The following is a 12,482-nucleotide window of genomic DNA, read 5'->3' as shown; positions in this document are numbered from 1 at the left end:
TGGATCGTTTCTCATGTCGTCCTCTATGCCACAACCCCAGCGCCCCCTGGCGGTCACGCTGCAAGTCGTGTCCATCGTCCTCTTCACCTTCATCGGCTACCTGAACATCGGCATTCCGCTCGCCGTGCTGCCGGGTTACGTCCACAGTGATCTGGGCTTCGGCGCGGTGATCGCCGGGCTGGTGATCAGCGTGCAATACCTCGCCACCCTGCTCAGCCGTCCGTATGCCGGCAAGATCATCGACAACCAGGGCAGCAAGCGCGCGGTGATGATCGGTCTGGCCGGATGCGGCTTGAGTGGTGTGTTTATGCTGATTTCGGCGTGGACACCCAACTTGCCGATGTTCAGTCTGATCAGCCTGTTGATCGGGCGTCTGGTGCTGGGCAGCGCGGAAAGTCTGGTGGGCTCCGGTTCGATCGGCTGGGGCATCGGCCGCGTTGGCGCGGCGAACACCGCCAAAGTCATCTCTTGGAACGGCATCGCCAGTTACGGCGCGCTCGCGGTCGGCGCGCCGTTCGGGGTCTGGCTGGTCGGCCAGCTGGGATTGTGGAGCATGGGCGTCAGCATCATTCTGCTGGCAGCGCTGGGCCTGCTGCTGGCGTGGCCGAAAACCGCGGCGCCGATTGTCGCCGGTGAGCGCCTGCCATTCATGCATGTGCTCGGTCGCGTGTTCCCGCACGGCTGCGGCCTGGCGCTGGGCTCGATCGGGTTCGGCACCATCGCCACCTTCATCACCCTGTATTACGCCACCCGGCACTGGGACAACGCGGTGCTGTGCCTGAGCCTGTTCGGCGCCAGCTTCATCGGCGCGCGACTGCTGTTCGGCAACCTGATCAACCGCCTCGGCGGCTTCCGCGTAGCGATCGCCTGCCTCTCGGTGGAAACCCTCGGCCTGTTACTGCTGTGGCTGGCGCCGGATGCGCATTGGGCGCTGGCCGGGGCGGCGTTGAGCGGTTTCGGCTTCTCGCTGGTATTCCCGGCGCTGGGCGTGGAAGCGGTGAACCTGGTGCCAGCCTCCAGCCGTGGTGCGGCGGTCGGCGCGTATTCGCTGTTCATCGATTTGTCGCTGGGGATCACCGGACCATTGGCGGGGGCAATTGCGGCCGGTTTCGGTTTTGCTTCGATCTTTCTGTTTGCCGCCATTGCCTCACTGAGCGGCCTGATCCTGAGTGTGTATTTGTACCGCATTAAACCAAAACACCACTTTCATTGATCGCCCAATATTGGCCATTCATTGGTTCCGAATGGCCAATGCACAACCGCGGCTTTTATAAGCTAACCATGCAAACGGAAAATGGCGAAGCTACCGTTTTCTCTATTTTTACTGGATACAAACACAATTTTTCGATCTTCCTGAACAGCGAGATCGTGAATAATCTGGTCTTTTGGAAATACAACCTTTCCAGCAACACCAAACCCCTCGTCCCAACCCATGTCTTGTTCAAGACTGGCAATAAATGCCTGACTATCCGACCCAACACGCAAATAAGCATAACCTGCTACCACAACGGTTGATTTCAAATTATAGAGTGCTGCTTTCGTCACATAGATATCGCTGAAATCATCAGTGATAAATCCTCCCCACCCTTGTTTGCCAAAAAGTGGATCTTCCTCGCCTTTGAGCCCGCGACGTTGAAGCTGGAGATACAGATACTGCGGAACTCCATTATCCGAAGTACCTACAATATAAAACTTATCGTCACGTTTCAGAATCACATTTTTAACCGAAGGTACTCCATCATAATAACCTCCTGCCCCAAAACTGGAGTCAAGATTACCACGGGCATCATACCGGCCAACAAACCAACGTTTATCACGTAGACCGTCTGAAGCGGCGACAACATAACCATTCCCTTGGCGAAACATATCCTGTCCTATGACTAAGACAGACGGACCTCGAAAAACCAATCGGTACCCGCCATTACCGAACGCTCCGTCCAAACTACCGTTATTTTTTAACTTGACCAGGATCGCACTATCGAAAAGTCCTCTTTCATCAAGCGTGGTCAGAAGCAAAACGCCGCCATCGTCCAATAATTCCAAAGTTCCGTGGTAGTCGCGGCCTTTATCCGTCAGAGGCTGCTTCACCTTTGGAACATCTGAACTTGAAGGAACAACATCTTTCAGATCTGGACTCCACAACATGACTCCTTTGCTACCAAACCCTTCATCAAGTCCCCCATTCAAATCGAATCGAGCCAGACCGGTAGCACGATTAAAGCCGTCTTTACGAGCGAAGAACCCCAACACATACTTGCCATGAACACTATCAAACTTCACGCTATAGGGCTGCGGCAAATCCCACCCAGGAAAAAACTCCGAGAGTTTGAAAAAAACACTACCCGCTTTTCCGAAGCTCTCGTCGATACCTCCTTCCTCATCAAGCATGCACAGGTAAATCTCTTGCCGCTCCTCGTCAGTTGCGGCGCAAAGAATCCTGTTCGGTTCTGAGAGAAGAGTGACGACCCGAGATTGAAGTCTCTGATGTTCTTTTCCATATAAAACGACCTCACCGCGCGCACCAAAATCAGTATCAGGAGTACCACGCACAATATTTAAGTTATTCATTTACTTTTGCTCAATCAATGAAAAGAGAGCTCAGTAAACGTGTAACAGCATCCGGCACACCTGTCAGATATGACAGTCAGGTAGACCAATTAGTAATAAGAGAGTCGTTCGATATCCGGAAATTGATTTAAATTGAGTGGCGCGTAATGGATACATTGCTCGCGCCTGCTGAAATGGAACAATTTCAAGACGCCAATTCTTAAAAATCCACCTTGCCGCGCCCAGCCTTGATGCTGCCGCGCTTGGTCTTGGATTCGAGCCGGCGCTTCTTCGAGCCGAGGGTTGGTTTGGTCGGGCGGCGTTTCTTTTCAACCTTGGTGGCGCTGAGGATCAACTCGGTCAGGCGCTCCAGCGCATCGGTCCGGTTGGCTTCCTGCGTGCGGTACTGCTGAGCCTTGATGATCAGCACGCCATCGCTGGTGATGCGACTGTCACGCAGCGCCAGCAGCCGTTCCTTGTAGAACTCGGGCAAGGACGAGGCCGGAATGTCGAAGCGCAGGTGCACGGCGCTGGAGACCTTGTTGACGTTCTGCCCACCGGCGCCTTGCGCGCGGATGTACGTCAGTTCGATCTCGGCATCCGGCAAATGCACGTTGTTGGAAATCACCAGCATGGAAAAAAGTCCGAATTCAGAGCGTGCAGGATACCGCGATTAGCCACAAAGCAGGTCTCCTGCGGCCATGCGCAACTTCTTGCATCAATCGTTTCGCGTTATGATCCCCAGCGAAAATTTACCAGTTCAATGCAGGAAGCATAAGCATGAGCAATAAAGCAGTTATCGTTTTTAGTGGCGGACAGGACTCGACGACCTGTTTGATCCATGCACTGAGCCACTATGACGAAATTCATTGCATCACGTTTGACTATGGTCAGCGTCATCGCGCGGAAATCGAAGTCGCGCAGCAACTGGCCAAACAGCTCGGCGTGACCGTGCATAAAGTGATGGATGTATCTTTGCTCAATGAGCTGGCCATCAGCAGCCTGACTCGCGACAACATCCCGGTTCCGACGGTTAATAGTTCTGGCGAAAGTCTGCCAAGCACCTTTGTGCCGGGAAGAAACATCCTGTTTTTGACCCTCGCCTCTATTTACGCCTATCAGGTACAAGCCAGAACGGTAATCACCGGGGTTTGCGAAACGGACTTCTCGGGCTATCCGGATTGCCGGGACGAGTTCGTCAAGGCACTCAACAAAGCCCTTGAGCTGGGCATGGATTACCCATTGAAACTTGATACTCCGCTGATGTGGCTGAACAAGGCGGAAACCTGGGCACTGGCCGATCATCACCATCAGCTTGATTTGGTTCGCCACCAGACACTGACCTGCTACAACGGCATAACCGGTAGCGGATGTGCAAATTGCGACGCTTGCAATCTTCGCGCAAAAGGCCTCAATGAGTTTCTGGAAAACAAGGATGAGGTGATGAACAGCTTGAAAACGAAGCTGAATCTGCAATAAAGCACCCAGCATATAAAAATGCGCTCACTTGAAAATTTCGAGTGAGCGCATTATTTAATCCATCAAGCCTGACTACCCGTCAGATACCTCTTGAACAATGACCTGGCACCGTATGCCGGCATGATATTGAAGAACGCAAAACCGACCTTTATCGCGATCTGGACGTAAATCATGCTGAGTATCGCGCTGTTCTCCATCGCCCCGTAAAAGGCGATGTAGCAGAAAAGAAAACTGTCGATTATCACCGCAAACAAAGTACTCAGAAACACCCGCAAGAAGAGAAATCGGGAGTTGGTCAGTTCTTTGATTTTGCACAACAGATAAGAGTTTATATTTTCCGACACCAGAAACGATACAGACGAAGCTACCAGCACCGACGACAACTGACTGATCACATCATTGTAAGGCCCGTCGAGTTTCCACCCGGGTAGCCCGGGAAGGTACGTAGTCATGGCCAGCAAAATGATAATGGCCGCATTACTGATGAACGCGAAGAGTATCGCCTTGCGCGCCAACCGGAGGCCGAAGGTTTCATTCAGCAAGTCGACGATCAAAAACGTCAGCGGATACAGGAAAGTACCCGGCGTTACGACAATATCAAAATATTCCAGATAGATAGGCTTGGTCGCCGCAATGCTGGTAAAAATATAAAGCGTGAACAGCATCAGGTTCAGAATGATATAAATCATCCAGGAACTCTCGTGGCGATCATTTATTTCATAAGCGGTAAGCGACCCTCCCTGGGAGTAGAATTTCTTGTACAGATTCTTTACTTCTATCTTGTTCAGATTATCCATAATCTCACTATTCAACACTTCACTCAGTTTTATTTTAATTATCTTGCCTGTCGCAATGACCATGATCACCGCCAGGCTTTTTCCGTTTTCGAACCCCAACAGCTTATATTTGGTGTTTTCCCTTTCAACGCTGCAATCCATTAAATCGTTCCTCGATTATATCCCCGACAACACAAACACTCTCCAGCGCAAGATCAACCTCAGTTGTTATGAATAACTTTTTACTAACCTTGTCATACACCAGTTTTTCCTTGTCGATACTTGCCGCGCCCTTCTGCACGATCAGCAGGTCGCCCGGTTCATTCATGCCACTGACTTCATTTTCCAGCAGGACGCCTATCAAATTGAAGGACGTTCCAAAATAGTAAGTCAGTGGAAAAATCGTCGCCAACTCGCCGATTCGCTTATCCAGATTCTTTAGAAGCAGACTTTCCTTGATGACAGGCACTGCCGCCGGGTTCATGTTGCCCTGCGGCGAGATGCTGCTGTCGATGATTTCCTTTTCTTCAAACGAGATCGTCTCTATCTCTTCGTAGGACACTCCGAAAAAGTCGGAAATCTTGCGCACAGTGGACTGCTGTACGTTGACCACTTTACCTTCAAGAATGTTGTAGATCGTGGTTCGGGTCAGTCCACTGGAATTACATAACGACAGCTGCGTTTCCCCACGACTCTTTATCAGGTACTTGATATTGTTCTTCAGATTCTCCGATCGTTCTCTTCTGTGCATGGAATGCTTACCGTCTTTTATAAAGGCAATTTGAAAATACCCCTCGAATCATCATTCAGGGACTCAACAGGCCCACTAAGAAATAGTTATACGGGTATTAGAGCCGCGGCAGATCATAGCATTCCCCCTCCCTGATTTCGGCATAAACATAGTGTGAACAACACCGCTGGCGTGAACCAAAAAGAACAATTCGAATTCTGTACTGACCCGTCAGTTCTGCTTATCGGCCAGCAGAATCTCGTGAATAGCGATCCTTCCCGCCTGCAGTTTTACACCCTGAGGCCCGGAGAAAAGAATCATTTTATTTGAACAATGTTCATTTTTCTGATTAATTTTCTGGTGTTCCGCCGTGAAAAACCTATGATGCGACGGGCAACCGGGCTGTCGGCAGCGACCGCAGTCAGCAGAAAACGGGTCGTCGATACAGAGATTAGTTTGCGCGCACTGCCGCGAAAACAAGGAATCCGCTGTATCCGGTCGGTCAAGGGCAGAAACGCACGCACCCTCCGGTAAAACCAAGGAAGTCGCGCTCGTTCGCAGCGCGCTGCACACAGGGAAGGAATACAGACAATGGCAGTCCATACCGAACCGCTCATGAACCAGGCTGATCTGCTGCAACGGGGCCTGGCGGATCTGTGGGCGCAAGACGCCGAACTGGCAGGGATCCTCGACGCGGAAGTTGCCCGTCAGCACCAGGTGCTGTCGCTGGTCTCCTCCTCTTGCGCCGTCAGGCCCATGACCCTGGCCGCCTCCGCTTCGGCACTGGTCAATGTGACGGCCGAGGGGTTGCCCGGCAGACGTTACGGCGGCGGGTGCGAAAACGTCGATCTGGTCGAAGCGCTTGCCATCCGCAGAGCGCGGGAACTGTTCGATGCCCAGTACGCAAGCGTGCAATCGCATTCGGCATCAAACGCCAATTACCACGTGCTGACCGCCCTGCTCGAACCAGGCGATACCCTGCTGGGAATGGGCGTCAAATACGGCGGCCATCACACCCATGGCAGCTCCACCTCATTCGCCGGCATTTACTACAAGGCGATTCGGTACGGCACGACTTCAGCAGGGATCATCGATTACGACCAGGTGCGCAAACTGGCGCTCGCCCATCGCCCACGCATCATCATGTGCGGCGCGACGGCGTACTCACGGGTCATCGATTTCCAACGATTTCGCGAGATTGCCGATGAAGCCGGCGCCATCCTGCTCGCCGATATTTCGCATATCGCCGGACTGGTTGCCACAGGGCGGCATCCCAGTCCGATCGACGTCGCACACGTCACCACCACCTGCACCCACAAACAACTCATGGGCCCGCGTGGCGGTCTGATCCTTTCGGGTCAAGCGGCGAACACCAAGGTGCCCGGCTTGAGGACGACATTCAGCCGCGCCCTCGACCAGGCCGTTTATCCGCGAATGCAGGGTGCGCCTGCCGTCAACATGATCGCTGCGAAGGCGGCGGCTCTGGCTTACGCAAAGTCCACGGAGTTCGACAGAAGCATGGGGCGGGTTCGTAGCACGGCTGACGAGTTCGCCAGCGCCTTTCAGGCTCACGACTACGAAGTCGTCGGCGGGGGCAGTGAAAACCATACGGTATTGATTCGGTTGCGTGGCGGCATCACCGGCGCCATTGCCGAGTCGGCGCTGGAGCGTTGCGCAATTATCGTGGACAAATATCGTGTACCGGGCGAGACACGCCCTTCACTCATTACCAGCGGTCTGCGCATCGGCACGGGCTCCATCGCGCAGCGCAGAATCGATCCGCGGGGATGTCGCCAGATCGTCGATCTGATCTGCCGGATCCTCGACAGTGTGAGACCGATCAGCGAGCAGGATTACCTGCTGGAACCGGCCTTGCGCGAGCAATTCCGGTTGCAGACCGAAGCGTTCTGCACAGCCCATCCCATCGCCGAATACGTCTGACGACCAATAAAAAACCCGGCACATTGGCCGGGTTTCTCACTTTCTGCGTCTGGCTTACTTCGCGGCAGAACCCGCCGCGTGCAGCGCCTGCTGCGCACCGCGCTTGTTCTTGATCACGTAGCAGACCCACATGAACACGACCCACACCGGAATCGCGTACACCGAGATCTGGATGCCCGGGATCAGCAGCATCACGCCAAGGATGAACACCACGAACGCCAGGCAGATGTAGTTGCCGTACGGGTACCACAGCGCCTTGAACAGTGGTGTCTGCTGCGTCTTGTTCATGTGCTGACGGAACTTGAAGTGCGAGAAGCTGATCATCGCCCAGTTGATCACCAGTGTTGCAACCACCAGCGACATCAGCAGTTCCAGCGCCTGCTGCGGGATAAGATAGTTGAGCAGCACCGCCACCAGCGTGACAGCCGCGGACGCGAGGATCGAACGCACCGGCACGCCGCGCTTGTCGATTTTCGCCAGACCTTTCGGCGCATCGCCCTGCTCGGCCATGCCCAGCAGCATGCGGCTGTTGCAGTAGGTGCCGCTGTTGTACACCGACAGCGCTGCGGTCAGCACCACGAAGTTGAGGATGTGCGCGGCAGTGTTGCTACCGAGCATCGAGAACACCTGCACGAACGGGCTGCCGCTGTACGAATCGCCGGACGCGTTGAGGGTTGCCAGCAGGCTGTCCCAAGGAGTCAGCGACAGCAGGATCACCAGCGCGCCGATGTAGAAAATCAGGATGCGGTAGATCACCTGGTTGATCGCTTTCGGGATCACGGTTTTCGGCTTGTCGGCTTCGGCTGCAGTGAAACCGAGCATTTCCAGGCCACCGAAGGAGAACATGATGATCGCCATCGCCATCACCAGACCGCTGACGCCGTTGGGGAAGAACCCGCCGTGCGACCACAGGTTACTGACCGAGGCCTGTGGGCCGCCATGGCCGCTGACCAGCAGGTAGCTGCCCAGCGCAATCATGCCGACGATCGCCACGACTTTGATGATCGCGAACCAGAATTCGGCCTCCCCGAAGACTTTGACGTTGGCCAGGTTGATCGCGTTGATCAGCACGAAGAAGGCGGCGGCGGTGACCCAGGTCGGGATGTCCGGCGCCCAGTAATGGATGTATTTGCCGACTGCAGTCAGCTCCGACATGCCCACCAGAATGTACAGAATCCAGCAGTTCCAGCCCGACAGGAAACCGGCAAAACCGCCCCAGTACTTGTGCGCGAAATGACTGAAGGAACCGGCCACCGGCTCTTCGACGATCATCTCGCCGAGCTGGCGCATGATCATGAAGGCGATGAAGCCGCAGATGGCGTAGCCAAGGATCATCGACGGGCCGGCGGATTTCAGGACCCCGGCCGAGCCGAGGAACAATCCGGTACCGATCGCGCCACCGAGGGCGATCAGTTGAATATGGCGATTTTTCAGGCCGCGTTTCAGCTCGCCTGATTGCGAGGGTTGTCCACTCATGAAAAAGGTCTCACGCAAGGTTTGATGATGTTCAGTAGACGTTGCTGCAAGGTTGCGATTTCAGACAACCCCGATCAAACCCCAGCGCAAGCACCAGGAATTCAGCGTTTTTACAACGGTCATGCGTCACCTGTTTGTTTTTATCTGTGACGAAATCGAACCCGACACGCTTGTGACGTGGCGGAGTGAACAAGGCGGATAACCTTGAGGTTTGCGCGATTACGCAGAGGGTCACAGTTAAAACGCGGCGCATTGTACACCGCTAACCCCCTGCTGCCAGACCCCGCTGGATCAGCGTGGCGCTTGCCGGGATTGCGTGGGTCCGCCTCGAGACACTCGGGCGGCTGCAAAAATTGAGTCAGGCCTTTGCAGGCCATCGACGGGGACGAGGAAAAAAACGTCCCGCGCAGAGAAGTGGAGATCGATCACGGCGTTCATTGCGCCTCCTTCTTGTTATGCACCTGCACGACAGGCATGAGGCGCATCTCACCCTGCAAACAGCGCTGAAACAAGCGCGCCAGAGCCCTGCGCGACGCCTTTGCAGCCGGGCTTCGGCAGGTTTTCCTTACAGCCTCGGCAGAGGGTTAAATCCACTGGGCTTTACCGGGGTTTTCGTAAACTTTTCTTTACGAGGCGTAACGCAGATTTTCCATTTCGGAAAATTCTGTAGGACGTCTGCAAATTGACGGTAGCAAGCTTGCTAATGAAAGTTGCCGCTTAGTTTTTTGTTTTCAAATAAGAAATCCGCCGCTTAAAAACAGAATAAAAAGTTTATTTAAATTTTAAATAAATAATTTTTTGCATTACAAAACACCCTGAACTAGGTTCTTCACGTCTTGCCGGCCAACTCGACCGGCCAGTCATAACCGTGAAAGTCATCTAGGAGATCGACCATGCAAGCACTGGAAAAAGACTTGGATACCGAACTGCAACTGGACGAATGGTTTGAAGCACCAACCCATGAGGCCGCCGTGGAAATGATGCAAGCCGACGCGGTGGTTCCGTTCGGCACGGCGATGTGGCCTCTGTAAGACATCCCCGGGCAGGCACGATCCGGCCGGTCGTGCCTGCCGCTTTCTTCACGGTCAGTCAGGGAGGACTCATGGATAAGCCCCGCGCGATCTCGCATTTCCTTTACTACCTCGAACATCACCCTGCCCTTGCCGGTCTCGATTCGGCGAAGGTACTGCTCGGCCACACCGCCGATTACGAAGCCCTGACCGGCGCCATCGCCGAACAGGCCGGCGATCATCCCCGCTTCACGTTCAGTGCCCGTCGCCTGGACTTGGAAAGCACCGCAACGCTGACCGCGGCGATTGCCGACAGCGATCTGTACATTTTCTTCTACGACTCTTCCACCCTGCCCAACCCGCGCCCCGACGGCCCGGAGTTCGTTCGCGCCCTGCAGGGCGTGATGGCGGAAAACTGGAAGAAGTCGCTGCTGTTCAAGGATTACGGCGACTATTTCTACGACACTTTCAGCGTCACCCCGCAGCGCATCGCCGGGCTCAACAGCCACTTGATCCAGCGCATGTCCCAAGCGACGACGCTGAGCTTCAAGGACGACCACGGCTCCTGGTTTGAAACGCCGCTGAGCAGCATCAAGAAGTGGACCGACATCAACGGTGTCGGCAACTTCGACCTGGCCCCCGGCGAAATCGCCACCCACAGCGAAGCCATCAACGGCCATGTGAAATTCAAGGGCACGTTCCTCAGCACCATCCCGTTTGCGCGCAAGTACGGCGTGCTGGAGTCGCCACTGGAACTGTGGATCGAGAATTCGACCATCAGCCGCATCGCCACCGATGTGCCGGGGCTGGAACACGACTTCAACAAATACCTGGACGCCAACCCTTCGAACCGGCGCATCGAGGAATTGGGGATTGGTACCAATGAAGGGGTGAAAGATCTGTATGCGCGCAATGCCGGGTTCGAAGAGCGGCACTGTGGGTTGCATCTGGGGCTGGGTGGTGGGGCCAAGGGCAGTCATCACCTGGACCTGATCTTCTCTGGCGGGGTGTTGGCGCTGGATGACAAGCCAGTGTTTGATGGGCGGTTTGTGTTCTAGCCTGATTTTTCTTTATTGAAGCCACTGGCCTCTTCGCGAGCAAGCCCGCGAAGAGGCCCGCTCAGACGCTACATACCTTCCGCCAGACGAAAAAAAACGCCAACCCTGCGGTTGGCGTTTTTCATTCAGACGCTAAAGCCGATCACTCCGGCTTCTTGCGCCCGAAACCCGGACGCTGACCGGAACCGGCCGGTGCGCCACGGCGCTTGCCCGACGGCTTGTCACCGTCGACCAGCTTGATACCCGGACGCTTCGGTGCAGGCTTGGCCGGACGCTTGTTGCTGGTGTCGGCAGGACGATCCGCTACCGGCGTACCGCGACCGGCCGGCGCACGACCTTCGCCACGCTCGGTACGACCACGCGGAGCGCGCTCGCCATCCGGACGTGCAGCCGGCTTGCGCCCCGGACGCTCGCCTTCGATCTGCGGCTCACGGCTCGGACGCGGACCGGTCGGCGCGCCAGCGGCTGGACGCAGGGTACGCACGCGCTCGGTCTTGGCCATCGGCCGCGACGATTTGCGCTGCATACGTTCCAGCTTGTCCTTGCTCTTGGCGTTGAGTTGCGGCATCGCTACTGGCGTCAGGCCGACTTCAGCACTCAGTACATCGACTTCGTACTGGCTCATTTCGCGCCAGCGGCCCATCGGCAGATCAGAGTTGAGGAACACCGGACCGAAACGCACGCGCTTCAGACGGCTAACCACCAGCCCTTGAGATTCCCACAGACGACGAACCTCACGGTTACGGCCTTCCATCACCACGCAGTGATACCAGTGGTTGAAGCCTTCGCCGCCCGGTGCCTGTTGAATGTCGGTGAAACGCGCCGGGCCGTCTTCCAGCACCACGCCCGCTTTCAGGCGCTCGATCATTTCGTCGTCGACTTCACCGCGTACACGCACGGCGTACTCACGGTCCATCTCGTAGGACGGGTGCATCAGACGGTTGGCCAGCTCACCGTCGGTGGTGAACATCAGCAGGCCGGTGGTGTTGATGTCGAGACGACCGATGTTGATCCAGCGGCCTTCTTTCGGACGCGGCAGCTTGTCGAACACGGTCGGACGGCCTTCCGGGTCGTCACGGGTGCAGATTTCGCCATCGGGCTTGTTGTACATGATCACGCGGCGTACCGACTCGGCAGCCTCTTCGCGCTTGATCACCTTGCCATCGATGGTGATGGCGTCGTGCATGTCGACGCGCAGGCCGAGGGTAGCGTCTTTGCCATTGACCTTGATCCGGCCCTGGCTTATCCAGGCTTCGACGTCACGGCGCGAGCCAACGCCGATACGGGCGAGGACTTTCTGCAGTTTTTCGCCTGCTGGGCCGATTTCCTGGTCGTCTTGCTGATTGATGTCACTCATCTGGGCACCTCCCGGTGTGGTCTGTTCAGGCGGCGCCTGAAGCATTGAAATCTGGTTTTCGGGCGAAGGGATCGCCGAAGGGTCGCGAATCATACGCGGATGTGCGCC

Annotated in this window: 11 protein-coding genes; 5 read left to right on the top strand and 6 right to left on the bottom strand. The window is 55.6% G+C overall.

Annotated features, from left to right (window positions below):
• Positions 1-13 precede the first annotated feature (13 nt).
• Complete coding sequence (locus E4T63_RS07700; RefSeq protein WP_049827945.1) at positions 14-1,213, top strand: MFS transporter; 1,200 nt, start codon at positions 14-16, stop codon at positions 1,211-1,213.
• Between the two features lie 62 nt (positions 1,214-1,275).
• On the opposite strand, the gene E4T63_RS07695 is transcribed toward E4T63_RS07700, so the two are convergent.
• Together E4T63_RS07695 and arfB are read right to left on the bottom strand one after the other, a co-directional pair.
• Positions 1,276-2,568 (bottom strand): hypothetical protein, encoded by a 1,293-nt coding sequence (locus tag E4T63_RS07695; RefSeq protein ID WP_135295202.1) that lies wholly within the window; start codon positions 2,566-2,568, stop codon positions 1,276-1,278.
• A 199-nt stretch (positions 2,569-2,767) separates the two neighbouring features.
• Entirely contained in the window at positions 2,768-3,181 is a 414-nt protein-coding gene (gene arfB, locus E4T63_RS07690) for an alternative ribosome rescue aminoacyl-tRNA hydrolase ArfB (protein ID WP_103368136.1), read from the bottom strand.
• 146 nt (positions 3,182-3,327) lie between these two features.
• Here arfB and queC point away from each other — a divergent pair, with 146 nt between their 5' ends.
• The gene (gene queC / locus E4T63_RS07685; RefSeq protein WP_097090165.1) at positions 3,328-4,026 is read left to right on the top strand and encodes a 7-cyano-7-deazaguanine synthase QueC; all 699 of its coding nucleotides are present in this window, start codon (positions 3,328-3,330) and stop codon (positions 4,024-4,026) included.
• A gap of 62 nt (positions 4,027-4,088) precedes the next feature.
• Here the strand turns inward: queC and E4T63_RS07680 are convergent, their stop codons facing one another.
• Together E4T63_RS07680 and E4T63_RS07675 are read right to left on the bottom strand one after the other, a co-directional pair.
• Positions 4,089-4,964 (bottom strand): queuosine precursor transporter, encoded by an 876-nt coding sequence (locus E4T63_RS07680; RefSeq protein WP_135295201.1) that lies wholly within the window; start codon positions 4,962-4,964, stop codon positions 4,089-4,091.
• Positions 4,948-5,553: a helix-turn-helix transcriptional regulator gene (locus tag E4T63_RS07675; RefSeq protein WP_135295200.1), complete on the bottom strand. Its 606-nt coding sequence runs from the start codon at positions 5,551-5,553 to the stop codon at positions 4,948-4,950. Before E4T63_RS07675 ends, E4T63_RS07680 begins: the two co-directional genes overlap by 17 nt.
• Positions 5,554-6,123: 570 nt before the next feature.
• Between E4T63_RS07675 and glyA the strand changes: the two genes are divergently transcribed.
• Complete coding sequence (glyA, locus tag E4T63_RS07670; protein ID WP_135295199.1) at positions 6,124-7,473, top strand: serine hydroxymethyltransferase; 1,350 nt, start codon at positions 6,124-6,126, stop codon at positions 7,471-7,473.
• A 54-nt stretch (positions 7,474-7,527) separates the two neighbouring features.
• On the opposite strand, the gene E4T63_RS07665 is transcribed toward glyA, so the two are convergent.
• Positions 7,528-8,949, bottom strand: a complete 1,422-nt coding sequence (locus E4T63_RS07665; protein WP_135295198.1) for an amino acid permease — start codon at positions 8,947-8,949, stop codon at positions 7,528-7,530.
• Positions 8,950-9,842: 893 nt separating this feature from the next.
• On the opposite strand from E4T63_RS07665, the gene E4T63_RS28485 reads away from it, so the two are divergent.
• Positions 9,843-9,980 carry a hypothetical protein gene (locus tag E4T63_RS28485; protein WP_003222780.1) on the top strand — a complete coding sequence of 46 codons (138 nt, stop codon included), beginning with the start codon at positions 9,843-9,845 and terminating at the stop codon, positions 9,978-9,980.
• A gap of 71 nt (positions 9,981-10,051) precedes the next feature.
• On the top strand, positions 10,052-11,017 hold the full coding sequence (locus tag E4T63_RS07660) for a hypothetical protein (protein ID WP_041073062.1): 966 nt from the start codon (positions 10,052-10,054) through the stop codon (positions 11,015-11,017).
• Between the two features lie 142 nt (positions 11,018-11,159).
• On the opposite strand, the gene rluB is transcribed toward E4T63_RS07660, so the two are convergent.
• The gene (rluB, locus tag E4T63_RS07655) at positions 11,160-12,374 is read right to left on the bottom strand and encodes a 23S rRNA pseudouridine(2605) synthase RluB (protein WP_135295197.1); all 1,215 of its coding nucleotides are present in this window, start codon (positions 12,372-12,374) and stop codon (positions 11,160-11,162) included.
• Positions 12,375-12,482: the final 108 nt, after the last annotated feature.

Origin of the sequence: Pseudomonas fluorescens (assembly GCF_004683905.1) — a bacterium.
In the GTDB taxonomy this organism is placed as follows: Bacteria; Pseudomonadota; Gammaproteobacteria; order Pseudomonadales; family Pseudomonadaceae; genus Aquipseudomonas; species Aquipseudomonas putida_A.
The sequence above is the reverse complement of the archived record's forward strand: the minus strand, read 5'-3'. Positions and strand labels throughout refer to the sequence as shown.